This is a genomic window from Brooklawnia sp. (genome assembly GCF_032229645.1).
GTDB lineage: Bacteria > Actinomycetota > Actinomycetes > Propionibacteriales > Propionibacteriaceae > Brooklawnia.
The window spans coordinates 2,358-26,308 of the sequence record NZ_JAVTWX010000141.1; the positions used below are offsets into that span (position 1 = coordinate 2,358).

Here is a 23,951-nt window from a genome sequence, read left to right on the forward strand (position 1 = left end):
CCGGCGAGGTGGCCCGGGTCGACCCCCGTTTCCGGGTGCTCTTCGCGTGGGTGGTGCGAGAGGCGGTCACCAATGTGGTGCGGCATTCCGGAGCGACCGAGTGCTCGGTTACAGTCGGCTCGCGGCAGGTCAAAGTCAGCGATGACGGACGCGGGCTGACCGGCAGCCACGACGGCAACGGTCTTCGGGGCCTGCGGGAACGCGTTGAGGAGGCCGGCGGCACGGTGACGCTTACCACGCCGGAGTCAGGTGGCACTGAGCTCGTGGTCGCACTGTGAAAGGCACTGGGCAATGATCAGGATCTTGTTGGCCGATGATCAGGCGCTGGTGCGCGGTGCGTTGGCAGCACTGCTCGACCTCGAGCCCGATATCGAGGTGGTGGCGCAGGTGGGGCGTGGAGACCAGGTGGTCGCCGCCGCTCTCGAATCGCGTCCCGATGTGGCGTTGCTCGACATCGAGATGCCCGGCCTGAGCGGGATCGAGACGACGGCCGAATTGCGGTCGGCGCTGCCGGATTGTCGATCTCTGATCGTCACCACATTCGGCAGACCGGGCTATCTGCGCCGCGCCCTGGATGCCGGGGCGCAGGGTTTCGTGGTGAAGGACACTCCCGCGTCCGAACTCGCAGATGCGGTGCGCCGAGTACATGCGGGGCTTCGGGTTGTCGACCCCGAACTCGCCGTCGAGTCGTTGACGCACGGCGCCAATCCGCTCACCGAACGAGAGCAGGAGGTGCTGCGGGCCGCCCAGGACGGAGCACCCGCTTCCACCCTGGCCAAGAGGCTCTCGCTGTCTCAAGGCACCGTCCGCAACCATCTGTCCAGTGCCATCCGCAAGACCGGCTGCACCACCAGCGCCGAAGCCGTCCGCCAAGCCGAGGCCAACGGCTGGCTCTGAGAATTCCAGGAAGCGCACGCGTCACCCCCACGCGCAAGATCTCAGGTAGAAGACGCATCCACCACGTACCTTTAGGTGGTAGCCGACCACAGGAGCCGACGATGAAAGACATCCGCTTGATCGCGTCCGATATGGACCACACGCTGCTCACCGAAGCCAGCGAGTTACCACCGGGATTTCACGACTACGTAGAAGCGCTGAACCAGGCCGGCATCGTCTTCGTCGCCGCGAGCGGACGATCAACCTTCACGCTTCGCTCGATGTTCCCCGCCGGCGGGCCCGGGCTCGCCTACATCGGCGACAACGGCGGCACCGTCACCCATGACGGCGAGACCCTCTTCGAAAGCCTGCTTCCCTCGTCCGACTATCAGGAGATGATCGCACTCACCCACGAGCAGACCGCGGGTATCCCCATCATCTGCGGTGTGGACGCCGGGTATGTGGCCACCGCTCACCGGGAGCACGAAGATTTCCTGCGCACCTTCTATTCGGAGCTCGTCTTTGTGGACGACCTCACGGCGATCACGCCGAATGCCGACAAATTCACCGTCTACTTCCCCGAAGGCAACGCGCAGGAGCTCTGCGAGCGGCTCTACCGGCCGCGCTACGACGATGACTTCTCCGTGACGATCGGCGGCTCGGTCTGGGTCGACATCATGAATCAGGGCGTCACCAAAGGCACCGCGCTGCGCGTCCTGGCATCCCGGCTTGGATTACGGCCCGAGCAGATGATGGCCTTCGGGGACACCTTCAACGACATCGAGATGCTGGACGAGGTCTATTTCAGCTACGCGGTGAGCAATGCGGTCGACGCCGTCCGCGAGGCAGCACGTTTCAGCACCGGATCCAACGATGAGTACGGTGTGCTGACGGTCATCAAGGAGCTTCTGGCAGGGAGGAGGGATTCCTGATGGACAAGACGGACTTCAAGAAGAGTCTTCAGGCCTATCGGGCGCGCAAAGGGCACTTCGATCTCGTTGAGGTACCCCCGATGAACTACCTGATGATCGATGGACACGGCGATCCGAATACCGCGCCCGCGTTCGAAGAGGCGATCGCGACCCTCTATCCGCTCGCATTCAAGTTGAAGTTCGCGAGCAAGCAGCAGCTGGATCGCGACTACGTCGTGCCGCCGCTCGAGGGACTCTGGTGGGCCGACGACATGGCCGCCTTCCAGGATGGCGACAAGGCCCAATGGGATTGGACGCTGATGCTGATGACACCTGACTGGATCGATCGCGAATCGGTCGGCTCCGCGATCGGGCAGGTCGCGGCCAAGGATCCGCCGGCCCGGCTGAGCGATGTCCGCTTCGAGACGCTGGACGAAGGCCTATGCGCTCAGACCCTGCACATCGGCCCGTTCGACGATGAGGGCCCGGTGCTGCGCGAGTTGCACGACCAGTTCATTCCGGGTCAGGGCTTGACCCCGACAGGACGTCACCACGAGATCTACCTGAGCGATTTCCGCCGGACCCCGCCCGAGCGACTGCGGACGATCCTGCGCCAGCCGGTCGCCGCCCACTGAATCCGAGCAAGATCTGGCTTGAGCTCACCGCAACCCGCGTACGGCAGCTATCAGGGCCTCCAAGGTGCCGCGCGCGAACGGCGCCGGCATCCCGTAGTAGCGGTGCGCGTCGGTGACTTCGTAGCCACCGAGCAGGTACTGCGCCGCATCGGGTAGGTAGCCGGGAGTGTCGCGGTAGTAGCCGCCGACGATCGCCCGAGATCCCGGAGCGCTGTTCAACTCCAGATCGGCCGCCAGAAACGGTTCGCCGGGCAGAAACGCGAGCGAGACGTCACCGAGCCGCATCCGGGCCACCGGCAACCGGTATCTGCATTGACGACCCGACTCCGGCTTCTTGGCCCACGAGATCCAGCGCTGCAAGATGCCCCGGCTCTCCCCCTCGGCGGAACGCAACTGGCGTTCCCACTGCTCGCGGAGCACTGTGGTGTTCTCGATGTCGATCGGCACCAGGCAGGCGTCGACCTCCGTCCTGCTCACCGAGATCCCCGACGACAGATCGACGGGCTGCCATCGTCCGGCCAACAATGTCTCGGCCAGCGTGGTTCCGAAGAGATCGGCATCGCTGGGCGTCCGTCCGAGGTCGTGATAGCGCTGACCGGACGACCGCTCCGGGTAGCCGGCATTCACATTGCCAGCGGCCCCGGTGAGAAAGATGACCGGGCACCCGGTCGCCTCCTGGATCCGGGTGCGGAGGTATCCGGGGTAATCAGGAGATAGATGGGAGTTGGCCGGCCCGATGATCGATGGGTGGCAGGGATAGCTGACGAGATAGCCGGTCACGTATCCCCCGGACTTCCAGCGCAGTGCACGCAGGTGGGCGTCCCATGCGACCTTGCGGCGGCGGCGATCGTGTGCCAGGCCGGTGACCTGCGGTTCCAGCCACTCCACGGTGCAGCTGCCCGCCGAATCGAGAGCTCGCCGGGCGGCCGTCGCGGCCGCGTTTACGACCACCGCGCGGGCCTCCTGGCTGAAGTCTCCCAGGCGTCCCGGAGTGATTCCCGGGCCGGAATGCGTGTGAGTGGCGGTGAGTATCACCGGGTTCGGAAGCTGCGCCGCCTCGGCGATCGTGTCGGCCAGCTGCGGATCGACCCCGATCACGTCCGCAGCGACGATCACCTCATCGCCCAGCGCCACGGCGATGGCTTCGGGGCCGGGAATCAAGGATGCCGTCGAGCGATCCTTGCGCGCCGCGAAGCCGGCCATCGGCAGTCCGCGGCTGAAGCGCAACGGCTCGTAGCCCCAGCCCACAGTCATAGTGGCGGCGCGGGCAGGGCCCGCGCCGCTGTGTTCGAGGGGCTGGCCGAGCAGTACGCAGTCCGGGGCCTGGAAACGCGACATGCTCGATAGTCCCTTGTCGCCTGGCCTTGAAACAAGCACCTGCGAGTTTCAAGGTCGTGACACTTGTGTTTCGCAGGCGCAGTCGAGGTCCTGCCGGCCACTCAGGCCAGGTCCGGGCGCCCGATCTCGACCGGAATATTGGCCGCATATCCTTGCGTGCGCAGCGTCTCTCGCAGCCGCTCGGTGGCAGCGGTCAGTTCGTCGGGGGTGGCGTCCCCGTTGGCGTTTGCGAAGCTCAGCTGGGCCTCACCTCGGGCCGGGATGACGTGCAGGTGCAGGTGCGGCACGTCGAAGCCGGCAATGATCAGTGCGGCCCGCGATCCCTCGAAGGCCTCCTCCTGGGCACGGCCGATGATCGCGGCAACTTTCATCAGGTGGGCCAGCAGGTCGTCGGCCGCCTCGGTGAACGAGACGATCTCTTCGCGCGGCACGACAAGCACGTGCCCATCGCTGATCGGTTCGATGGTGGCGAAAACCACGCAGAGTTCGTCCGCCCACGCGAACATGCCCGAGAACTCGCCGCTGATGATCTTGGTGAAGATGGTCGACATGTCTCAATGCTGGCACGTTGACGCCGAGATGCCGAGTGGCTTCCGCACCGGATCTTTCCGATCCGGCTGTGGAAAACGCCGCAGCCTGTGGATATGTGGAGAAGCGCTGTGGAAAACGCCGTGGCTCGCTGTGCGTGGAGCGGTGGATGATGCGCAGGCCAGGGCCGCCACCTCGGCACCGAACTACTCTGGAGGCCATGAAGCGACCACTGCTCACGATCCTGGCCACCGCCGCACTTGCCTGGGGGTTCCTCGCCTGGCAAGGCTATCGCCGCAACCGCGCGGAGGCGGAGCTATGGGCGGCCGCCACCGACGAGATCTGAGGGTGCCGACACGTGTCAGATGTCGGAGTCGCTAGACATATCTAGAGATCTCTAGCTCCTAGTCAATATCGTCGTAGACTCTGCTATCGCGCAACATCTCCGTTGATTCGCGAATGCCGGCGCCCCATTCGAGCCGGAGCGCATGCCCGGAGCCGATCACCTCGATCTCGTCCGGATTTCGCGGCACCTGGACGCCAGGGGCCTCATAGCGCGGATACTGGCAGTCGATGACATGACCGTTGACCTTGAAGTCCTTGCCCCAGGTCAGATCGAAGCGGCCCAACGGGCTCGTGAGCGTGAGATGATCGCCACTCAACCGCAGCCGGTACTGCTTGAGTTGCTCCAAGAAGAACGCGAACGAGGTGTACTCCTCCTCGTCGCCGACCAGTACCGCGTAGCCGGTGCGCTGGCCCCGCTGGACGAGCTCCGTCTCGCTGATCAGTTCGAACCGGTGCGTGCCGAGAATGCCTATGTATCCGCGACCCCTGCGTCCGGCCACCCAATTGGCGCCCAGCCTGGTCTGGTCGAAGAGCACGAACGGGAAATGGATGTGCACCAGTTCCTGACGCGGCCCCTCGAAGCGGCCCTTGCGCCCGCGCAGGTCGTACTGTGCGAGGAGCACATTGTGATGCTGGGCGAGATCCGGATTGATACCGTTGCCCACCCAGTGGCTCGGGGTGGGAGGCCGGTTCTCCTGATGCAGCTGAGTCGACCCGGGGTGATTTCCGAAGACTTCGATGTTGCCGCGCAGTGAGGCGTGCCAGACGTGCTGCTGGTCACCGAAACCGCCCGGTTGGTAGCGCTGCACGCTGCTCAACAGATAGTTGCTGGTGCTGATGGTCTGCACATTTGCGCGGTTCAGGGCCTTGCCGCTGGTGATCGGATTGAGCGTGCGCAAGGTCGAGATGAGCATCGGATTCGGCATCTTCAGGTAGCGGCGCATGGGTGCAAGGATCCGGGAGTCCTGAAGTTCGAAGACGCGCATCGCGCGGGCCGAGTCGACGATCGTCTCCGGGGTCGTGATGGCCTGCTGTCCCCACCAGAACCGGATCAGATCGAGACTCTGGCTACGCGGGTGAAACGGGTGCCGGCGCAACTCGTCGCGTACCTCGTCCACGTCCAGACCTTGCGAACTCAGCACCCGGCGCACCGGCTGAGCGGTTGCGAGCTCAAAGATCGCTTCCGGTACCTGGTATTTTTCGCGAGCCACGAAGAGGCTGGTGAGTTTGTCGATCTCGAGCTCAGGGGACTGCCCGAACGCGCTGTGCCAGATCGGTGCTATCTCGGCGGCTTCGGGGTGCATGACCTGTTCAGCGTGCGCGCGTCCCATCGACGGGGCGAAACGCCGGTTGAAGCTGTGCAGCGCGAGATCGAGCAGCCCGATATCCATCACCATCTTGGCCCGCTCCACGAGCGCCTCATCGGCGGCATGATCGATCAGCAGCGCGAGCGCGGCGAGATCGTAGGCAAGACAGGTACTCGACAGCCACTCGCTGAAGCCGAACCGGAAACGGTCCGAGAGCCAGATCATCAGCTGCGCCTGAGCCGCCCGCTGATGCCGGGCGCCCGAACGCCCATCATTGCTGAAGATACGGCCGGGAAAGAGCTGCCCGGCAAGATACTCGGCGGCAGCGGCGGTCACCTGGTGGTTCTCCGTCCACAATGTCATCGAATCGCTGCCCGCTTCGAGCATCGAGTAGCGGAAGGCGAGAATCGCCTCGCTCGCCTGATCTTGCAGATGACCCGGAAGATCGCTCGATATCATGCACTTGAGCAGCAACAACGCACGGTGATCGGCCATATAGAGGCGCGCATTCATGAAGTCGACGAGACGCCTGACATAGGGCGCTTCCAAGCCACCAGAACCGAATCGCGGCCAAGGCGTCGGCTGACGCTGGTCGGCAGACCGAACGGCCATTGACAGTCCTAACCACGGTGGAGGCGGCCCTTTGGTTTTGACACCCTCCAAAGAACTGTCGCTGCGTTGATTCTTCGTCAGGATCTTACTCAGGACATCCTTCCAGACCGTCGCCGTCAGCGCACAGCCGGGTTGCCGCGATTGCGCCCACGGGGAGGGTCTCTATCCTGGAGAAGTGCAGCGCGACCAAGTCACCGAAGCCGGCATGGCTCTTGAGGATGGTCCCGTTGACGCACTGCGGAGCAGCATCTGGCGTATCGATCTGGCCGTGGCGATTGTGCTGACCGGCTGCGCCGCATTCTGGGGAGATCTGGTGGGCCGTGGGCCCAGGAGTCCGTACTACCTGGCGTCGGTGCTCACCTCGATCGCGATCGTGCTGCCACTGGCCCTACGCCGGACTCATCCATTGGTCATGACCGGCCTGATCTCGCTTGGCGGCCTCGCCCAGGTGGTCCTCGTCCCCACCCCGACCTGGGCGCTGATAGCCATCCCGATAGCGAGCTACTCGGTGGCCCGCTGGGTGGACGGACACGAATCGCGGTTGATCGTCTTGGCCGGAGGTGCCGGATCGATCATCGGTCCGGTCCGCTGGTCGACCGACGACCCGATCGGCTCCGTGAATCCAGAACTGCTTCCGATCGTCGCACCTTTGATCGCCTTGTGTCTGGCCTGGACTGTCACTCCCTATCTGCTCGGCCGCCGCGATCGGGAGACCGTGGTCGCCAGGCACGAACGCGAATGGGCCGCGCGCGAGCGCTACGAATCCGACCTCGTCAAGCACGAACAGCAGACCCGGATGATCGAGGCAAGGGTACGTACCGACATCGCCCGCGAGCTTCATGACGTGGTTGCCCATTCGCTGTCGGTGATGATCGTGCAGGCCGATGGCGGCAAGGCACAGGCTCGCAAACACCCGGACGCGGCGATCGAAGCACTCGAAACAATCTCCGAGACCGGGCGCGAGGCGCTCGCCGAGATGCGCCGCATCGTCGGAGTGTTGCGGGCCGATCCGGACGATTCGCAGCCTGCCGAATTCCAGCCCGCACCTGGCCTCTCGGATATTCCGGCGATGGTCGCCAAGGCGGGCGACCGCGTCCAGTTGTCGGTGACCGGCACCCAGCCAACCGTCAGCCCGGCACTCGGGGTGACCGTCTACCGGGTGGTTCAAGAAGGGCTGACGAACTTCCTGAAACACGGCGGCCCCAGCTCGAGGGCGACCGTGGCGCTGATCTATCAGCCGACCATCATCAGCATCGAAGTGGCCAACTCTCCCGACCCGCACGATCCGGCCGACAGTGAGCCTGCGATCTCGCTGGAGGGATCCGGGTTCGGGCTTCAAGGCATGCAGGAGCGGGTGAGTGCGATGGGTGGCAAATTGACGGCCAAACCCACCCGGCCGGGCGGCTGGGTGGTACGAGCAACGCTGCCCCTGGCCACCAAGGCGGGCGCAAAAGCATCTCGGGATGGGCAAGAATGGGGCAAGGGCGCGACGAGAAGCAGCGCGCCGCAATGACGTATTCGAGCGCCGGGAGACGCCGACAGAACGGTGAGACGAAATGACCGAATCCCTGACAGTTTTCCTGGCCGACGACCAGTCCCTGGTTCGCAGCGGATTTCGGATGCTCATCGACGCCGAGGACGACATGACCGTGATCGGCGAGGCCACCAACGGCCTCGGGGCCTTGACGGCATTGACCGCCAACCCGGCCGATGTTGTGCTGATGGATATCCGGATGCCCGAGATGGACGGAGTCGAGGCGACCCGTCGCATCGCCGCCGCCGGCCTGCCCACCAAGGTGCTGGTGCTCACAACCTTTGACCTCGACGAATACGTCTTCGCCGCCCTCAAGGCCGGAGCTTCCGGTTTCATGCTCAAGGACGCTCGTCCCGACGATCTGCTGAACGCGATTCGCTCGGTCGCGGCCGGAGAGGCCGTGGTCGCGCCCAGCGCCACCCGCAGGTTGCTCGAACATGTGGTGCCGCGACTGCCCGACGTTCCCGGACGTCAAGATCCCCGTCTGGACGTGCTGACCGATCGCGAGCGCGAGGTGCTCGTGGAGATCGCCAAGGGTGCCACCAACGCCGAGATAGCCGCCAACCTCTTCATGGCCGAAGGCACCGTGAAGACCCATGTCGGACGCCTGCTGTCGAAGCTGGGCGCCCGGGACCGGGTCAATCTGGTTCTGATCGCTTTCGAGACCGGGCTGGTCTAGCGGGCCAGCCAGCCGCCGTCCACCGCAATGATCTGGCCGTGAATGTAGTCGGCGGCTCCCGAGGCCAGGAAGACCGCGACGTTGCCGATGTCTTCGCCGTTGCCCCACCGCGCCGCGGGGATCCGCACCATGATCTGCTCGCTGCGTACCGGATCGGCGACCAGCGCAGTGTTCATCTCGGTATCCATATACCCGGGGGCGATCGCGTTCACGTTGACCCCGCTCGGTGCCCACTCGTTGCACAGCGCCTTGGTGAGCTGAGCGACGCCACCCTTGGACGCGGCGTAGGCCGACACGTTGAGACCGCCCTGGAAGCTGAGCATCGAGGCGATGTTGATGATCTTGCCTCGGCCGCGCTCCACCATCGGGGCGCCGAAGAGCTGACACGCCTGGAAGACCGAGCGCAGGTTGATGTCGATCACCCGGTCGAAAGACTCCAGCGGAAACTCGACCGCCGGATGACGCTCCTGCGTGCCGGCGTTGTTGACGAGAATGTCGATCTCCTCGTCGGCCAGGATCCGCTCGGCCAGCCGGGGCAGCGCGGCACGGTCGGATAGGTCGAGCTCGTGGTGGACGAGCCTGCGTCCGTTCTCTGCGGCCTGCTCGATGATGCGCTCGTCGGGCGGACGCCTGGAGAGCACGTGCACGGCTACCCCGGCATCCAGCAGCGCGGTCGTGATGCCCAGCCCGAGCCCGCGTCCTCCTCCGGTGACCACCGCGGTCTGGCCTGCGATGTCGAATGCTGAACTCATGAAATGCCTCCCGTGTGACTTAGGACCCTCCGATAGGTCCGATGCGTTCCCGCCGAGAAGGTCCGGCATCCCGGCCTCCTCAGCGCAGATCGTTGCCCGCCTCCAAGGCATCCCGGACGCCCATCAGCTCCTCCAGCGCCTGTGCCTGTCGCTTCGGCGTGAGGTCATCGCGGAGCAATGACACGCTCATGGAGAAATCCTGAGCGTGGTTGCCCACGCGGTGCACGATCAACCCGTAGGCGAAGACACTGGGATACGTCTCGCCGTCATCGACGGAGTACCCCGCTTCGCGGGTCTCGCGCAACTTGCTCAACAGATGGGGCAGATCGGCAGTCGACCGCGCCGACCAGCGCGGAAACCTCTCTAGATCGCCGTACAAGTCCACGATCTGATCGTCGGTCAGTTGCGCCAGCAGCGCGACACCGACAGCCGTGATCGAGGCCGGAAAACGATCCCCCACTCCGGCGGTCACCGGCAACGGCTCACGGCCGACGTGACGGGCGATATAGGTGACCTCTCTGCCCGCCAGCACCGCGAGGTGGGCGAGTTCACCGGACAGCAGCTCGGACGCCACGATCTGGCGCTTGAACTGGGTGATCGAATCCGAGCCGCGCAAGAAGCCTCCGGCGGGCGTCAGAACACCGATATCCAGATCGTAGAAGTGCTCCGTCCGGGTGACCATGCCAGCGGCCTCCAAGGAGGTCAAGATGGTCAGCGCAGATGACTTCGCCAATCCCAGACTGGATGCAATCTGGGTCAACGACCATCCGCCGGGGCGCTGGGCGATCAAGTTCAAGATGGCCACCGCGCGGGACACCGAAGGGGACCCGCGCGGTGGCACGACGACCGATGCACTACTCATCGCGACGGTCTTACTTTCGAGCCTTGCCGACGCGAGCGCAGATCATGCCTCGACCCCACCATCCAGCTTCACAAGCACCTTGCCGGAGATCTCCGAGTTCTTCGCCACAGCGAAGGCCTCGGTTGCTTCGTCGACGGCGATCACATGGGTGATGACTTCAGCCACCGACGGAGCAGCAGCGATCATCTCGATGGCCTCGTCCACCTCGGTATCGAAGCGGAAGGTACCGATCCAGGTGATCTCCTTCTGGCCGAGAGCCGCCAGCTCGACCGACACCGGGGTGCCGGGGAACATACCGATCTGAGCGATGCGTCCGCGTGGCTTGATCGCCTTCATGCAGCCGTTGACCGCGGGGGCGGCCGCCGAGCATTCCAGGATCACGTCATAGGCGTTCTCGGGGAGGGCTTCCTTGGCCACATTGATGACCTCGTCCGCGCCGACCTGCTTGGCGCGATCCAGCGGGCCGTCAAGTACGTCGGAGAAGCTGACTCTCGCGGCACCACGCTGTTTGGCGGCGAAGCCGGCCAGCAAACCGATTGGACCCGACCCGGAGACCAGCACACTGAGCCCGGTCAGATCACCGGCCATCTTGATGCCGTGCAGCACCACGCCCAAGGGCTCCGCAAGCGCGGCATTGCGCACCGACAGCCCAGCCGGCAGCACGCGCACCATGTCGCGTCCGACCAGCATGAACTCGGCCATCGCACCCTGAGTGTGCGGCCACGTGGACGCACTACCCAGGTACGAACCGCCCGGACGCAGATGACGCAGGTCCGCCATGCCCGGCTGATCGGGTCCGAAGGTCGCCGGATGCACGGTCACCGGAGTTCCGGGGGCCCATTCCCCGGCGGGATCCAGATCGATATAACCAGACATCTCATGACCGGGGATCAATGGCTCGCGCACTATGAAGGTGCCATTGGCACCGTTGAAGTAATAGTGCAAATCAGAACCACAGATACCCACATAGGCGACCTTGAGGCGCACTTGGCCCGGACCCGGCTCCGGAACCGGGACCTCGGCGATTTCGAGATCTTCCTTGGACTTGATATATACGGCCTTCATTGGCTTCTCCTCTGCTCAAGAGCTGCTTATGCCGGGGCGATGAGGCCGGCCATGGTGGGGATCCACATTGATAGCGCGGGTACGTACTGGACGATGAGCAGCATGACGATGAGGGCTCCGAAGAACGGCATGAGGGGGCGAATGACATCTTCGACCTTCTTGCCCGCGACGCGTGCACCGACGAACAATACGGGTGCCGATGGCGGCGAGATGACCGCGATACACATGTTGAATACCATCATGATGCCCAGGTGCACGGGATGAATACCATAGGTTTGAGCGATCGGCAGGAAGATGGGTGTGAAGATCAGCACGGCGGGTGTTGCGTCCAGCGGGATACCGATGATCAGCAGCACGATGGCCATGATCAGCAGGAACACGAACGAGGAATCCGTAAACGAGGTCAGCCAGTCGCTGATGAGGTTCGGGATGTCGGCGAAGACCATCGCGAAGCTCATGATACTGGACAGGCCGATCAGGAAGATGACCACAGAGCTTGTACGGGTTGCGCCGAGCAAGATCCTGGGAATGTCGCGGACGCTCACAGTCCGGTAGATCAGCGACAGGATCAGCGCGTACGAAACCGCCACTGCGGCGCCTTCGGTAGCGGTGAAGACACCGCCGACGATACCGCCGATAACCACGATGATAAGGCCGAGGCTGGGCACGGCCCGCCAGAATGCGCGGAGTCCGACTTTGAATGGGGGGAACCCGGCACCGCGGAGTTCGGGGCGCTTGCGGGCGTACCACCACACCAAGACCATGCAGGTCAGGCCCCACAGAATGCCGGGAATGTATCCGGCGAGGAACAACGCGCCGACCGACGCCTGGGAGACCAGGGCGTAGACGATGATCGTGTTCGACGGGGGAATCAGCATGCCCGACGGGGCAGATGCGATATTGACTGCGGCAGCGAAACTCATGTCGTAGCCGTCGCGTTCTTCTTCGGGGCTCATGATCGCGCCGACAGCCGAAGCGCCGGCCAGCGCCGATCCGGAGATCGACCCGAACAGCATGTTCGCGAGCACGTTCGTTTGGGCGAGGGCACCAGGCATCGGCCCGACCAACGCCTTCGCGAAATCGATCAGCCTCGAGGCGATACCGCCTTGGTTCATGATCGCGCCGGCCAAGACGAACAACGGGATCGCCAGCAGTGCGAACGAGTCGACACCGTTGTAGATCTTCTGTGCCGAAGTGAAGATACCCGAATCCGGGCCCATCAATATCACCAGACAGATCGCCGAAGGCAGACCGATCGATACCGATACCGACACCCCGATAGCCATCAGGGCGAACATGCCTACTACCAAGATCAGGGCAACCAGTGCTGCGTCACTCATAATCAGATGCCCTCTTCCTGGATAGCCGCCAGATCAATGTCCTCGTCCGCCACGATCTTCACCTCGGAGGTGACCGCCTTGATGATGTGCAGGATGCAGTAGATCGTGATAAGCACGCCGGACAACGGCAAGATCATGTAGATCTGACCCTGGGAGAACGGCAACAGTTCGACGGTCTGATCAAACGCGGACGATGCTAGTTCCCAGCCGCCCAAGATCATGATCCACACGGCGAAGAAGCCGACGATCGAGTGCGCCAGCACCTCGAAGAACTTCACCACCACAGCCGGGAATTTGCGCACCAAGAAGTCGATCGCCACGTCATCGTTCTCACCGATGACATACGCTGCACCGATAATCCCCTGCCAGATAAAGATGATTCGAGCCATCGCTTCGGTCCACGCGTTACCGCCACCAAAAGAACGAATGACTACCTGATACACAACCAGAACGACAAGCGCCGCGAACAACACGATACAAAACCATCTCAAAATCGCATCGATCACGCGCTGAAATCCACTAAGAGCTTTCATGCGCAGAGCCTTTTTATATGTTGGTTATAGGTGAAGATACCGAGGCCACAGGCGTCGCGTCCGAGCGGTCAAGCAGGACCTGTGTCCCGGCTGCCCAATGCGCGGATAGGCGAAGAAAGTCCTCAGCTATCCGCGCATTGCGCGTAGTCATCCAGCCGACTAGGACGGGTTCGCCTCATTGGCCTTCTGGACGGCTTCGTAGAGCTTCTTGCGAACGTCATTCGCGGTGACGGACGACTCGACCATCGGCTGCACAAGCGCCTTGAAGGCTGCAACGTCGACGTCTTCGTTGAAGGCCGCACCAGCTGCCTCGGAAGCGGTCCGAGACTCCTTGGCGAAGTCGAGGAAGCCGGTGTTGGCCTCTTCGCGCAGCTCGGGAATCAGCCCGAGGAAGGCCTCACGATCGGTATCGTCCATCTTGTTCAAGGCCTGGGTGCTGATCAGCAGGTAATCAGGGATCATCAGGTGCTTGGTGTACGAGTAGAACTTCGCGACCTCGTCGTGCTTGAGCGAGTGGTAGACGGTCTCGTTGTTCTCGGCACCATCCAGAACGCCGGTCTGCAGCGCGGAGTAGACATCGCCTTGACCCATCGGGGAAGCGATTGCACCCATGGCCTCGATCATGGCGACCTGCGAATCCGACTGCTGCACGCGCACCTTCAGGCCTTGCAGGTCCGCAGGAGTCGTGACCGCGTGCTTGCTGTTGTAGACATTGCGGACGCCGGCATACAGCGCGGAAAGCACTGTGATGTTCTTGGATTCCTCAATCGAACTGAAGAGGTCTTTGTTGAGTTCGTCGTCGTTGAAGATCGCCTGCTGAGCGTCGTAGCCGGCGAACATATAGGGCAGGTTGTAGACGATGAAATCGGAGTTGAAGCCCTCCATCACGGGGCCGCCGATGTACATCATCTCGACTGTGCCGTTCGAGAGGTTCTGGACGACATCCGACTGCGTGCCCAGCTGCTCGTTCGGGTAGACCTTCACCGAGTAACGGCCATCGGTGGCTTCCTCAAGCTTCTTTCCGAAGTCAACGGCGGCCTTGTACTGCGGATGCTCCTCGGTCTGATTGAAGGCCAGCTTGAAGACGGTCTTGCTACCGCCGCCACCACTGGAATCGCTACTGGAACCGCCGCCACAGGCAGCCAGGCTGAGCGACACGAGCCCAATCGCGCCGGTCAGTACCAGCTTTGACAACTTCATTGTTGATGTCCTTTCTTGCAGACAGGCAATGCGACGTTTGCGGACCTCGAGTCGGCCGTCACTGCCGGTTCGAAGCCCACCAATCTCGACGATGCAGGTGTTCGTCAAACCAAACAGCGTTCAGCCTGACGAAACGGAGTCTAAGAACCGGGCGCTTTCAGGGTCAAGAGGGGGTGGCAACCAGGCAACAAAAAAGATCAGATTGTGATCTTGGAGACGCGGTCGCAGCGTCGTACAGCTGCCGGGCTCCTTGACGACAGCGGATCCGGGCTCCGCTTGGGGCCCGGATCCGCTGATGGTGGCGATGGCTCTATCGATGGTCAGCCGCGTGAGCGGCAGATCTCACTTGGCCGGGTTGGCGGCGTTCGCCTCCTGAACCACTTGGTAGAGCTGCTTGCGAGTCTCGTTCTCATTGACGTTCGACTCGACCAACGGCTGCACCAGGGCCTTGAATGCAGCAACATCGACATCGTCGTTGAACTGCGCACCGATGGAGGTCGCGTGCTCGATGGACTTTTCCGTGAAGTCGGCGAATCCGTCATTGGCGATCTTCTGCACCTCGGGAATGATCTCCAGCAGAGCTGCCTGATCCTCGTCGCTCATCTTCTCGAGCGCCTTGGTGCTGATCAGCAGGTAGTCGGGAAGCATCAGGTGCTTGGTGTAGGAGTAGTACTTCGCCACCTCGCTCTGCTTCAGCGCGTCCCAGGTCACCTCGTTGTTCTCGGCGCCGTCGAGAACGCCGGTCTGCAGCGCAGAGTAGACATCGCCCTGGTTCATCGGTGAAGCGATCGCACCCATCGCTTCGATCATCGCAACCTGTGAATCCGACTGCTGCACACGAATCTTCATACCCTGCAGATCGGCCGGGGTCACGACCGGGTGCTTGCTGTTGTACACGTTGCGCGTGCCGGCGTTCACACCGGTGAGCACGGTGATCGACTTGGAGTCCTCGATCGAGTGGTACAGCGGGTCGAGCGCCTCCGTGTCGGACAGCACAGCGCCCTGAGCCTCGGTGGAATCGAACATGTACGGAAGGTTGAACACGACGAAGTCCGAGTTGAAGCCCTCGAGCACGGGAGCGCCGACCCACATCAGTTCGACGGTGCCGTTCGACAGGTTCTGAATGACATCGGCCTGGCCACCCAACTGCTCATTCGGGTAGACCTTCACCGAGTAACGGCCATCGGTGGCCTCTTCGAGCTTCTCGCCCAGAGCCACGCCCGCCGCGTACTGCGGGTGATCTTCGGTCTGGTTGAAGGCTAGCTTGAAGACGGTCTGGCTCCCGCCGCCGCCAGCACTGCTGGAGCCGCTGCTCGAGCCGCCGCCACAGGCGGCAAGACTCAGCGACATGAGACCGACAGCGCCGGTCAGAATCACCTTGGACAACTTCACGGTTGTTCCTCCTTGATGTTTGGGTATTGCGGTGGAGCAACCAGACGGTGGTCGCGCCACTCGGGCACTCGGCTTCGAGGCCGAAGATCAATCTCGTGCGATGAACTGGCGCAATGGGCGTGAGCTCAGCTCGGCTATTTGGAGTTTATGAATGCCCTCTGAAACGGGTCAAGGAACCCTGGCAACCCGGCAACCGACGAGACCGAATCGTTATCCTGCCGTTTGGGCCCCCCTCATGGCCACCACTCGGGTCTTTGGACACAATTCGATAACCATCAGGCAACAAGGAGGCAACCGGGGTTCGCCGGTTTCGTTACCACAACATCACCCGGCTATATTTCCCTCTTAGATGGCCCAGGGGGTTGGTAGGGGTGACTATCAGCCCCCTGGCGCTTCTCCAAGGCACCGGTGCCACTGGAGTCCTTCTTCGCTCAGTGTCCGAGATCGTGTCTCAGCCGCCTGGTCAGGAAATCAGCCAAGTCTCCGGATTCGCCATCGCGTCCGCCTTTGCTGACCTGAAGCGAAGGCTGGTTGGGACTCAACCGCACACCCGACAGCCGTTCTTTCAACCCGCCGGGCATGCTCAACTGGTAGTAGCTGCCGTCGCTGCCGATAGCCACCGTCTGATCGACCTTGATGTACCACCCGAATTTGTCGGTTCGCGCGGTTCCGCCGCCCGACAAGTGCATCCGTAGCGGTTCTGGCTCAATGCCGGCGCGCTGGGCCTGCGCGATGAACTCGTCGATCAGCTGCTGCGCCTCCCAAGCTTCACTCTCGGCCGCTGCGCTCGCGAACGCTTCACGCAGCAGTGCGTCCTCACGGCGGGATGTCACTGGCACGTCAGGCTTGCTTGCGGTCACATCATCGTGACTCATCTCGGGCACCCTTTGACCTTACCGCGCGCGCCGGCAAGACACGAGCGTTTGGTGATCGCGCTGGCCAGCAAAGCACAAACGTTGCAGCAGCACTCGGGTGCGCGCCGGTCTTCAATAGGGTCAAGAGGCGACCATCTCGTACCATGGTTCATCATGGATGCCCTTCGCCGGCTGGCTCGACTGATGCGTCACGCCGGATTCCGGCGGCTGGTCATCGTACGTGGGCTGTCGCAAGGCGGAGATGCGGTGGTCCAGGTCGGCATGGCGACCTATCTGCTCTTCAGTCCTCAATCGCAGCCCAATGCCTGGGCGGTGGCGGCCGTGATCGCGCTGGTCATGCTGCCGTTCTCGGTGGTCGGACCCTTCGTCAGTCCGATCCTGGACCGGCACTCGCGCCAGCGGATTGTCATCGGCTGCGACCTGGCAAGGATGATGCTGGCGCTGGCCATGACCGCGATGGTGATGACAGGGCATACCGGGGTGACCTGGCAGGCCGCCTTGATGGTCCTACTGCTGATCACGCTCAGCCTGAACCGGCTTCAGATCGCCGGCCTGAGCGCGGGCATGCCACTGACCATCGACTCCGACGAATACCTGAATGCCTCGGCCATCATGCCGATGCTCGGCCCACTGTCCGGAATGGTCGGTGGGGCGCTGGCAGGAGTGGTCCGGCTGGCAGCTGCGCGGTTGCTCCCCTCGAACTGGGCCGACGGTTTGGTCTTCTTGATCGCCTCGCTGCTCTTCATCGGTGCTGCGGCGGCCGCACTTGGTTTCGGACGCAACCAGCTCGGACCCCAGACCGGTGCACCGGTGACCACCTGGGCACAGGTCTTCAGCGGGCTCACCGATGCCGGACGCGAGATCGCGCGCAAACGCGCCGCCGCACTGTCGATGATCATGGTCTTCTTCGCCCGATTGGGATATGGCGCGTTGATGACTGCCATCATCGTTCTCTATCGCCACTACTTCGGTTCGGACGCCGATCTGGAGCGCGTGATGATCGAGATGGGTGCCTGGTTCCTCGTCTCGGGAGCCGGGTTTGCGCTGTCCGGCTTGGTCGCGAGCCCGGCCTCGGCTGTTATCGGGGTGCGCCGGACGATGATCGTCGCCTTCGCGGCGGCGGCGGTCGTGCAGCTGATGCCCGGAAGCCTGCTGGTTCGTCCTGGCCTGCTGATCGCAGGATTCGTGCTCGGTCTGTGCCTTCAATCGGTGAAGATCTGCGCCGACGCGGTGGTGCAAGCTCATATCGACGATGATGTTCGCGGCCGGGTCATGGTGGTCTACGACATCATCAACAATCTCGGCTATGTCGTGGGTGCGGTGATCGCGGCGGCCCTCTTGCCCTTCGATGGGCATTCGGTGCCGTTCTTCGTTGGGCTGGCGGGAATTTTCGCTGCCTGCGCGGTGGTCTTCAGCCTGACCAGTTCGGAGTCCGAGGGCTATCAGCGTGGCGCCGTGGCCGCCAAGTCCAGCTAGCAACCGGGTTTCATCACGCTCGGCGCAGCCGGGCCCGACCTTCCACCACCTCCTGCAACAGCGTCACCGTTTCGTCCGAAAGATCGATACCCAGGCAACGCGTTCTGCGGGTGAGTTGCATGACCAACCGGTCGACCAGGGCATCGTCGTCTTGCAGATGCGCCAATTGAATCTGCGCAGCGGCGAGATTCTCGTCCTCAGATCCCGAAGCGAGACCTTTCTCGATCGCCCACTGCGCCGAATCCAGATCCCCCGCCTTCAAAGCACGCCGGGCCAATACCACGGCAATATCGGTGATGGTTGACACCATGTCATGACGTAGCTGCTCGGCCCAGTGCCACTGACCCGGCGCCGCATCGGCCAGCGGGGTGCCCCGCACCAGTTCGAGGGCGTGCACCAAGGAGGCGCTGGCTATGCGATTCACACCCCCACCGACGAGACTTTGCAGATGCTCCCAGTCCGAGGTGATCCCCGGGTGCAGTGCGATGTGCCCCGAATAGGCATCCGGCAGATAGGCGGCATCGTTGTCGTCCGCACCGAGCCAGTTGCGCAATCGGCTCATGTTCGACCGCCGGGTGGCCTCGGCGACCATCAGGTCGTCCGACATCATGACGGCCGTGCCGCCGGGGTTCTCCAGCAACCAGGCGCAGTATTCGACGCATTGCTTGATCGCACGTGGTGGGGGCGCGCCGCGGGCCCCGATCAACTCAATCGTGCCGAGCAGTTTCACCACAGGATGCTCGGCTGTGGCCAAAGGCGACACCGTGCCTCCTTCCACAGGTACCGGCCGGATGGCCGTCGGCAGCACGATCGGCAGCCCAGCCGTTTCATAGGTGGCCCACCAATCAGCCACGGGGTACTCGGTGGCCGCAGCCACCTCGAAGATCTCGCGCAACGCTCGGCGCGCCGAGCCGTTCACCCGGTGAGGCACGAAGATCTCGCCGGTCGGAAGATAGACGGCTTGGTCGGCTTTCACCGTGATCGCAGACGAGCCGTCGGCCGGCCGGACATCACCGGCGCAGATGATCATGCTGAGCCCCAGACCGCTGAATCTGCGGGGCAGCCGGGCGGGGGCTGCATCAACGACCAGCACGACCGGTGACCAAGCCTCGCAGAGCAGCGGATCGGCCCGCAGCCGAACCAATGACGCATCCGGGTCGCGGTTCGCCGTCCGTCGGGCGGCCAGATCGTCGAACCACCGGCACGCGTCCTCGACGCTCGAGCGCACCTCGAGCCGCGGCTCATCGAGATCGGCCAGCCAGCCGAAGCTCGCGCCCGCCACGATCACCTGGGTGGCAGGTGACGCGGTCAGCGCCAACGCCATAGCGGTGGCCATGCCCACCGTGTGCTCGTCTTGGCCATGAAGCCAGCTGACCTGCTCGCTCTCGACATCGCAGCACAGCTCACCGTCCGGCCAATCGGCGGCCGGGCTGCCCAGCACTCCGAGCACGATCTCGGTTTCGCCGCGCTCGGCCGCTGGATGATCGATGATTGCCCCCACCGGTGGGGCGGATGCGGGCGCGATGCGTGCCGCGTGCGCCAGCATGATGCCCGCTCGACGGCCGTCTGCTGGCAGCCTGGGGACTGCATGCCCGAGCGGACGCTTGGCCAACTGCTGTCGCCGCCGAAGGAAGAAGACGCTCGCCAACGCGGTGGTAGCGGCGGCGCCGAGCGCAATGAAGCCTGCTTGCAGACTCGGCTGGTCCGAATCGGCCTTCGTGCCCGGCTGCGCCGGATGCTCCGCGTCGGCGTCCTGACCATTGCCGGCGCCAAGAACCGGGCAAGGCTCCAGACCCGAGGGGGGCGCGCCGGGCTGACCGTGATCGTCTCGGGTTTGCGGCTCAGGTGCGGAGGCTGCGTTCGAGGTGTCACCGGTTGGTGCCACCTGGGTCGGCGCAGGGGGCAGCCGCAGGCGCCAGCCTGCATCGATGAGATCCGGATCGGTGATGACGCCGAGGTTGGCGGACACCAGATCGGGCCAGCGGGCGGGGTCGCCCAGGTATTCGGCGGACAGCTCGCTCAGTGTCTGTCCGGGCTGCACGACGATGGTCGGCCCGGTCGGCTCTGTGTCCGGCTCGGGGATCGCGAGCATCATCCCGGGCTCGAGGTGATCGGTGGATATCAGCAGTGAGGTGTGGTTGGCCGCTGCGATCATCCGCCACTTTGCGCCCTCGCCGTAGTATTGCTCCGCCAACGACCACAAATCGTCCCCAGGCTGGACCAGATGCATGCGCATTCCCCGATCTTCGCCTTGGCTAGCGGCATCGCCGGGGTCCGGGGGGCGCACGGCATCGACCAGCAGCGCCTGCGGAACGGGGACCGGCTCGAGATGAGCGGTGCCGGTGTGCTCGGGTAGCGCGCCCGCCGCTGCGCCCGTCAGCAATCCGGCGACAGCTGCGATCAGCACGGCAGTCACCGGTGCCAGCAGCTCGCTGCCCGGGAACTTCAATCGCCGCTGCTGCCCGGTCGCTGCGGCCAGCGCTTCGCTCACGAACGACAACACGACCGATGCCCAGGCGATCCATCCGATCAAGGTGATCAGGCCCAGCAGCAGGGCGCCGTCGTCCGGCCGGGTCACGGCCTCGGACCAGCTGATCGTCCAGAAGATGGAGAGGTGCCCGAACCTGACCAGCGCCCGGGCTCCGCCGAGGACGACCACCACGATCATCAGCACAGCTGCGGTGGCCTGAGCAACTCTTCTTGGGGCTGTCATGGCGTGCGCTCCCTGAAAACGTCAAGGGCCTCGCTGGCGTGAGCGTCCAGTTGTACCGAGCCGGGCATGCCGGGCACCAGGACATCCGCCAAGTCGAGCCGGCAGCTGAGATCGGCGCTCACAGTCCCGTGATTACCGGCGGGGTTGGCGAACGCTGTGGTGTCGATCTGCACGCTCAGCGCGCTGCAATGAACATTCACCGTGGCCAGATCAAACTCGACGGCAGCGGTCGCCTGCTGATCGGCCCGCAGTGCCGAACTCGCCAGGGTTGCTGCCCGGGCACCGGACGAAGCCGCCTCCATCAGCTGGGCACGCGCCCAGCCGATCCGCCAGGCGCCGGCCAGACCGAGCACCAACGCTACGAGCAGTGGGACGATCAACGTCACCTCGACGACGGCGCTGCCTCGATCGGACCGCGATCTCATCACGCCTCCCTCATCCGTTGAGCGGCTGCCTCGACGGTCGTCCATGGTCCGGGCAGCGGCCCTGGCACCTGAGCGGTGACCCTGACCTGCACCAGATCGGATTGCAGCTGAACACTGACCCCGACAGACTGCAGGCCGCCGCGCTCGGCGATATCGATGCTGACGCGCTCGGCGTCATCGGCGAGGCCGGACGCAAGGGCCGCTCGTTCGGCCCCCGCCATGGCGGCCTGTTGCGCGCTGGAGCGACCCGCGAACCAGATGCTGGTCTGGATCACAGCGAAGATGATGCCGAGCAGCAGAGGCATCAGCACCGCGAGCTGAACCGACCCGGACATTCCTCGGCTGCTGCCCGGGCGCCGATCAGCCGAGCTCACCGAGTTTCGTGGCGACATAGTCGCCCACCAATCCGATTACGGTGAGGGCGATGGCGACCGCTCCGGTCAGCAGCACCGCGTTCTCCGTCGATTGCGAAAGCCCTCGCTCGTCGCGCCTGACCGCAGACCGCCATGCCGAGATGGTCCCGACGCTGAGATGCAGCAGGCGGCGGACGCGGCCTTGGTACGACCGGGCCACTTCCAGATTGTCCATTGGTCCTCCTAGTTGGGTGTGGGTGTCTGCGGAGTTGGGTATTGGTGTGTGCGAACGGTGTGAGTGGTCCGGTGATCAGCCTGCTCCGGCGATCTTCAGCAGCGGCGGGATGAGGAAGATCAGCGCGAAGATGATCACTGGAATTGACATCCACAAGGTCATTCGCTCGCTCACCTGATGTGCGCGGGTGCGTTCGTGCATCAGATGGGCGTCTCTCAATTCCTTGGCCCGCGAGCTCAGCACCTCGGCGAGGGCGGCTCCTTGATCGTCCAGCCGCATGATGTCGGCCATGTCGGCGATCGAGGGCAATTCAAGCTCGCGAGACAGCCGGTACAGGTCGTTCCATGGTGGTCTCTGCTGAAGTCTTGCCTCATCTAGCGCAGCCGATATACGGACGAATATAGGAATATCGGAGAGCCTTGCGGCTGCTTCCAACGATTGAGTGGCCGACAGGTTCGCCAGTCGCTCAAGCACGACGAGATCGAAATAGGTGTTGAGGGCCTCGTCAGCGTCCGCGTTAGTCTGAGACTGCACCGAGCGCATCGCGAGATCCGGCCAGAACCACCCCAATACGGCGGCGGCCAGGCCGAATATCGCCGGCAACGAGCCAACGGTGCCGGTCAGCGGCCGGATCGCAAGAGCGAGGAGCCACGGCAGCAACAGCCCGGCCGCAGCCAACACGAGCTTGTTGCAGAAATAGTCGCCGACCGTGCGTCCGGTCAGCATCAGTAGGCGGGCGGTGGTCGCCGACAGCGGCAGTCGACCATGCTGATAACACCACGCGCCCAGCAGCTCGAGCCGCGAGGTGCCGTCGGCAACCAGCATCGGGCCCGGCGCGACAGCCGCTTCCGGACCCTCGGTCGCCAGTACGCACAGGGCATCGTCCAGGCGGACGCAGCGGGGCAACAGTGCGCAGACAACGATCCAACCACCTACCGCGATGACGGCAGCAGCTACCAGAGCGGACGCGAACAGAGCATCAGGCATCAGCATTCACCTCCAGCGGGTGCAATCGGATCAGGATGCGTTCGCGCCTGCGAGGCGTCGCGATCCGGCGCAAGGCATAGAGCGAGCCGAGGTAGCAGGCGCTCAGCACGAGCATCAGCAGCTGCCCTAGTGGCGTGGTGAACGATTGAAAGTAGCCGGGCGCGAAAACCAAACCGGCAGCCACCGAGCCCAAAGTGATCAGCGTCACCTGCCGTACGACGAACTGTGGCTTGGCGCGTTCGGCCGCAATCTCGCGGATCGCACGTAGCCGGTCCTGAATGCTGTCGCTGAGCGCCTGCAGGGTGGTCGATGCTCCCACGCCACCGCGTTCACCAACCAGGATCAGTGCGGCCAGCACCGAGTCTGCGTCTGCCGAGTCGAGTTCGTCTGCCACCTGCTGCAGGCCGTCGCGCAGCGTCCAGCGGTCGTCCAACCGCATGACCAGGCCCCGCAATGCGTCGGCGAGCAGCGGAGGGGCCTGGCTGATCGTGGACCGCAATGCCTGCGGCACCGACTTCCCAGTGCGCACCGATGCGGTCAGTACCCGAATCCAGCGGTCCAAAGCCTCCAACATCTCGATTTCGGGCTGCCGCTGCGCGCGCAGCAATTCGGGCAGCACGGCGATCAACGCCGGCACCAGCAGCACTCCCGGAGCGAAGCCCGTGAACGCCAGGACGACAACCCCCAGGGTCAGGCCCGCTCCAAGTCGCCAGCGCATCGGCTTCGGGATACCACGCCAACGGTGTCGCGCCCGAATGCCCAGGCTGATGCTTCGCTCGGCGGCCGAGTCCACAGGCAGCAGGCCAACGATGGCGGTGAAGATCCCGGCGATGATCATGGCAGCGGCGATCGCGGCATATCCTGCGCTCATGCTTGCCCCCGAAAGGCTCGCAACTCCCCGAGCAGTTCGGCGCTCGGCTGCAGTCGCAGCGCTCGTCCTTGCTCGTCGGCCTGATACGACAGGTGGGTGACCGGCCG

25 protein-coding genes are annotated in these 23,951 nt (G+C 63.9%); 8 read left to right on the top strand and 17 right to left on the bottom strand.

The window, feature by feature from the left end; all coding sequences use genetic code 11:
• The 4 genes from AAFP05_RS11725 to AAFP05_RS11740 form a co-directional block, all read left to right on the top strand.
• A partial coding sequence (locus AAFP05_RS11725; RefSeq protein WP_341730052.1) for an ATP-binding protein occupies positions 1-278 on the top strand: 278 nt, incomplete at its 5' end.
• A gap of 13 nt (positions 279-291) precedes the next feature.
• Positions 292-897 (top strand): response regulator transcription factor, encoded by a 606-nt coding sequence (locus AAFP05_RS11730; RefSeq protein ID WP_341730053.1) that lies wholly within the window; start codon positions 292-294, stop codon positions 895-897.
• A gap of 101 nt (positions 898-998) precedes the next feature.
• Entirely contained in the window at positions 999-1,808 is an 810-nt protein-coding gene (locus tag AAFP05_RS11735) for an HAD family hydrolase (protein WP_341730054.1), read from the top strand.
• Entirely contained in the window at positions 1,808-2,422 is a 615-nt protein-coding gene (locus tag AAFP05_RS11740; protein WP_341730055.1) for a GyrI-like domain-containing protein, read from the top strand. Before AAFP05_RS11735 ends, AAFP05_RS11740 begins: the two co-directional genes overlap by 1 nt.
• A gap of 24 nt (positions 2,423-2,446) precedes the next feature.
• On the opposite strand, the gene AAFP05_RS11745 is transcribed toward AAFP05_RS11740, so the two are convergent.
• Entirely contained in the window at positions 2,447-3,760 is a 1,314-nt protein-coding gene (locus AAFP05_RS11745) for a hypothetical protein (RefSeq protein WP_341730056.1), read from the bottom strand.
• 101 nt (positions 3,761-3,861) lie between these two features.
• The gene (locus AAFP05_RS11750) at positions 3,862-4,311 is read right to left on the bottom strand and encodes an HIT family protein (protein ID WP_341730057.1); all 450 of its coding nucleotides are present in this window, start codon (positions 4,309-4,311) and stop codon (positions 3,862-3,864) included.
• Positions 4,312-4,508: 197 nt separating this feature from the next.
• On the opposite strand from AAFP05_RS11750, the gene AAFP05_RS11755 reads away from it, so the two are divergent.
• A complete protein-coding gene (locus AAFP05_RS11755; protein WP_341730058.1) occupies positions 4,509-4,634 on the top strand; it encodes a DLW-39 family protein in 126 nt (41 codons plus the stop codon).
• Positions 4,635-4,692: 58 nt separating this feature from the next.
• Here the strand turns inward: AAFP05_RS11755 and AAFP05_RS11760 are convergent, their stop codons facing one another.
• The gene (locus AAFP05_RS11760) at positions 4,693-6,552 is read right to left on the bottom strand and encodes a hypothetical protein (RefSeq protein WP_341730059.1); all 1,860 of its coding nucleotides are present in this window, start codon (positions 6,550-6,552) and stop codon (positions 4,693-4,695) included.
• Positions 6,553-6,727: 175 nt separating this feature from the next.
• On the opposite strand from AAFP05_RS11760, the gene AAFP05_RS11765 reads away from it, so the two are divergent.
• Together AAFP05_RS11765 and AAFP05_RS11770 are read left to right on the top strand one after the other, a co-directional pair.
• Complete coding sequence (locus AAFP05_RS11765; RefSeq protein WP_341730060.1) at positions 6,728-8,065, top strand: sensor histidine kinase; 1,338 nt, start codon at positions 6,728-6,730, stop codon at positions 8,063-8,065.
• 43 nt (positions 8,066-8,108) lie between these two features.
• Positions 8,109-8,765 (top strand): response regulator transcription factor, encoded by a 657-nt coding sequence (locus AAFP05_RS11770; protein WP_341730061.1) that lies wholly within the window; start codon positions 8,109-8,111, stop codon positions 8,763-8,765.
• Here AAFP05_RS11770 and AAFP05_RS11775 read toward each other — a convergent pair.
• The 8 genes from AAFP05_RS11775 to AAFP05_RS11810 all read right to left on the bottom strand — a co-directional run bounded on the left by AAFP05_RS11775 (position 8,762) and on the right by AAFP05_RS11810 (position 16,784).
• Positions 8,762-9,517, bottom strand: a complete 756-nt coding sequence (locus AAFP05_RS11775) for an SDR family oxidoreductase (RefSeq protein ID WP_341730062.1) — start codon at positions 9,515-9,517, stop codon at positions 8,762-8,764. The two genes, AAFP05_RS11770 and AAFP05_RS11775, sit on opposite strands and share 4 nt — an antisense overlap.
• Before the next feature lie 79 nt (positions 9,518-9,596).
• A complete protein-coding gene (locus tag AAFP05_RS11780) occupies positions 9,597-10,379 on the bottom strand; it encodes an IclR family transcriptional regulator (RefSeq protein WP_341730063.1) in 783 nt (260 codons plus the stop codon).
• A gap of 42 nt (positions 10,380-10,421) precedes the next feature.
• Positions 10,422-11,444, bottom strand: a complete 1,023-nt coding sequence (locus AAFP05_RS11785) for an L-idonate 5-dehydrogenase (protein ID WP_341730064.1) — start codon at positions 11,442-11,444, stop codon at positions 10,422-10,424.
• Positions 11,445-11,470: 26 nt separating this feature from the next.
• Complete coding sequence (locus AAFP05_RS11790; protein WP_341730065.1) at positions 11,471-12,784, bottom strand: TRAP transporter large permease; 1,314 nt, start codon at positions 12,782-12,784, stop codon at positions 11,471-11,473.
• Between the two features lie 2 nt (positions 12,785-12,786).
• Positions 12,787-13,317, bottom strand: coding sequence for a TRAP transporter small permease (locus tag AAFP05_RS11795; RefSeq protein ID WP_341730066.1), 531 nt, complete (start codon positions 13,315-13,317; stop codon positions 12,787-12,789).
• 159 nt (positions 13,318-13,476) lie between these two features.
• On the bottom strand, positions 13,477-14,517 hold the full coding sequence (locus AAFP05_RS11800; protein ID WP_341730067.1) for a TRAP transporter substrate-binding protein: 1,041 nt from the start codon (positions 14,515-14,517) through the stop codon (positions 13,477-13,479).
• Positions 14,518-14,859: 342 nt separating this feature from the next.
• Positions 14,860-15,909: a TRAP transporter substrate-binding protein gene (locus AAFP05_RS11805; RefSeq protein ID WP_341730068.1), complete on the bottom strand. Its 1,050-nt coding sequence runs from the start codon at positions 15,907-15,909 to the stop codon at positions 14,860-14,862.
• Between the two features lie 431 nt (positions 15,910-16,340).
• Positions 16,341-16,784: a hypothetical protein gene (locus AAFP05_RS11810; protein ID WP_341730069.1), complete on the bottom strand. Its 444-nt coding sequence runs from the start codon at positions 16,782-16,784 to the stop codon at positions 16,341-16,343.
• A 153-nt stretch (positions 16,785-16,937) separates the two neighbouring features.
• On the opposite strand from AAFP05_RS11810, the gene AAFP05_RS11815 reads away from it, so the two are divergent.
• Positions 16,938-18,260, top strand: a complete 1,323-nt coding sequence (locus AAFP05_RS11815) for an MFS transporter (RefSeq protein WP_341730070.1) — start codon at positions 16,938-16,940, stop codon at positions 18,258-18,260.
• Between the two features lie 13 nt (positions 18,261-18,273).
• On the opposite strand, the gene AAFP05_RS11820 is transcribed toward AAFP05_RS11815, so the two are convergent.
• From AAFP05_RS11820 to AAFP05_RS11845, 6 genes are all read right to left on the bottom strand, one after another.
• Positions 18,274-20,973 carry a LysM peptidoglycan-binding domain-containing protein gene (locus AAFP05_RS11820; protein WP_341730071.1) on the bottom strand — a complete coding sequence of 900 codons (2,700 nt, stop codon included), beginning with the start codon at positions 20,971-20,973 and terminating at the stop codon, positions 18,274-18,276.
• On the bottom strand, positions 20,970-21,398 hold the full coding sequence (locus AAFP05_RS11825; RefSeq protein WP_341730072.1) for a TadE/TadG family type IV pilus assembly protein: 429 nt from the start codon (positions 21,396-21,398) through the stop codon (positions 20,970-20,972). The genes AAFP05_RS11820 and AAFP05_RS11825 overlap by 4 nt, the downstream gene beginning before the upstream one ends.
• Positions 21,398-21,733: a TadE/TadG family type IV pilus assembly protein gene (locus tag AAFP05_RS11830; protein WP_341730073.1), complete on the bottom strand. Its 336-nt coding sequence runs from the start codon at positions 21,731-21,733 to the stop codon at positions 21,398-21,400. The genes AAFP05_RS11825 and AAFP05_RS11830 overlap by 1 nt, the downstream gene beginning before the upstream one ends.
• A 25-nt stretch (positions 21,734-21,758) precedes the next feature.
• A complete protein-coding gene (locus AAFP05_RS11835; RefSeq protein ID WP_341730074.1) occupies positions 21,759-21,986 on the bottom strand; it encodes a hypothetical protein in 228 nt (75 codons plus the stop codon).
• A 75-nt stretch (positions 21,987-22,061) separates the two neighbouring features.
• On the bottom strand, positions 22,062-22,973 hold the full coding sequence (locus AAFP05_RS11840; RefSeq protein WP_341730075.1) for a hypothetical protein: 912 nt from the start codon (positions 22,971-22,973) through the stop codon (positions 22,062-22,064).
• Entirely contained in the window at positions 22,966-23,844 is an 879-nt protein-coding gene (locus AAFP05_RS11845) for a type II secretion system F family protein (protein WP_341730076.1), read from the bottom strand. The genes AAFP05_RS11840 and AAFP05_RS11845 overlap by 8 nt, the downstream gene beginning before the upstream one ends.
• Between the last annotated feature and the right edge of the window lie 107 nt (positions 23,845-23,951).

Excerpts from the sequence above, each read along its gene's own strand:
- AAFP05_RS11820 (WP_341730071.1), bottom strand. The coding sequence starts at position 20,973 with ATGACAGCCCCAAGAAGAGTTGCTCAGGCCACCGCAGCTGTGCTGATG.
- AAFP05_RS11735 (WP_341730054.1), top strand. The coding sequence starts at position 999 with ATGAAAGACATCCGCTTGATCGCGTCCGATATGGACCACACGCTGCTC.
- AAFP05_RS11835 (WP_341730074.1), bottom strand. The coding sequence starts at position 21,986 with ATGGACAATCTGGAAGTGGCCCGGTCGTACCAAGGCCGCGTCCGCCGC.
- AAFP05_RS11790 (WP_341730065.1), bottom strand. The coding sequence starts at position 12,784 with ATGAGTGACGCAGCACTGGTTGCCCTGATCTTGGTAGTAGGCATGTTC.
- AAFP05_RS11755 (WP_341730058.1), top strand. The coding sequence starts at position 4,509 with ATGAAGCGACCACTGCTCACGATCCTGGCCACCGCCGCACTTGCCTGG.
- AAFP05_RS11795 (WP_341730066.1), bottom strand. The coding sequence starts at position 13,317 with ATGAAAGCTCTTAGTGGATTTCAGCGCGTGATCGATGCGATTTTGAGA.
- AAFP05_RS11825 (WP_341730072.1), bottom strand. The coding sequence starts at position 21,398 with ATGAGATCGCGGTCCGATCGAGGCAGCGCCGTCGTCGAGGTGACGTTG.
- AAFP05_RS11780 (WP_341730063.1), bottom strand. The coding sequence starts at position 10,379 with ATGAGTAGTGCATCGGTCGTCGTGCCACCGCGCGGGTCCCCTTCGGTG.
- AAFP05_RS11770 (WP_341730061.1), top strand. The coding sequence starts at position 8,109 with ATGACCGAATCCCTGACAGTTTTCCTGGCCGACGACCAGTCCCTGGTT.
- AAFP05_RS11785 (WP_341730064.1), bottom strand. The coding sequence starts at position 11,444 with ATGAAGGCCGTATATATCAAGTCCAAGGAAGATCTCGAAATCGCCGAG.
- AAFP05_RS11740 (WP_341730055.1), top strand. The coding sequence starts at position 1,808 with ATGGACAAGACGGACTTCAAGAAGAGTCTTCAGGCCTATCGGGCGCGC.
- AAFP05_RS11845 (WP_341730076.1), bottom strand. The coding sequence starts at position 23,844 with ATGAGCGCAGGATATGCCGCGATCGCCGCTGCCATGATCATCGCCGGG.
- AAFP05_RS11800 (WP_341730067.1), bottom strand. The coding sequence starts at position 14,517 with ATGAAGTTGTCAAAGCTGGTACTGACCGGCGCGATTGGGCTCGTGTCG.
- AAFP05_RS11810 (WP_341730069.1), bottom strand. The coding sequence starts at position 16,784 with ATGAGTCACGATGATGTGACCGCAAGCAAGCCTGACGTGCCAGTGACA.
- AAFP05_RS11760 (WP_341730059.1), bottom strand. The coding sequence starts at position 6,552 with ATGGCCGTTCGGTCTGCCGACCAGCGTCAGCCGACGCCTTGGCCGCGA.
- AAFP05_RS11815 (WP_341730070.1), top strand. The coding sequence starts at position 16,938 with ATGGATGCCCTTCGCCGGCTGGCTCGACTGATGCGTCACGCCGGATTC.
- AAFP05_RS11775 (WP_341730062.1), bottom strand. The coding sequence starts at position 9,517 with ATGAGTTCAGCATTCGACATCGCAGGCCAGACCGCGGTGGTCACCGGA.
- AAFP05_RS11745 (WP_341730056.1), bottom strand. The coding sequence starts at position 3,760 with ATGTCGCGTTTCCAGGCCCCGGACTGCGTACTGCTCGGCCAGCCCCTC.
- AAFP05_RS11840 (WP_341730075.1), bottom strand. The coding sequence starts at position 22,973 with ATGCCTGATGCTCTGTTCGCGTCCGCTCTGGTAGCTGCTGCCGTCATC.
- AAFP05_RS11750 (WP_341730057.1), bottom strand. The coding sequence starts at position 4,311 with ATGTCGACCATCTTCACCAAGATCATCAGCGGCGAGTTCTCGGGCATG.
- AAFP05_RS11730 (WP_341730053.1), top strand. The coding sequence starts at position 292 with ATGATCAGGATCTTGTTGGCCGATGATCAGGCGCTGGTGCGCGGTGCG.
- AAFP05_RS11830 (WP_341730073.1), bottom strand. The coding sequence starts at position 21,733 with ATGTCCGGGTCGGTTCAGCTCGCGGTGCTGATGCCTCTGCTGCTCGGC.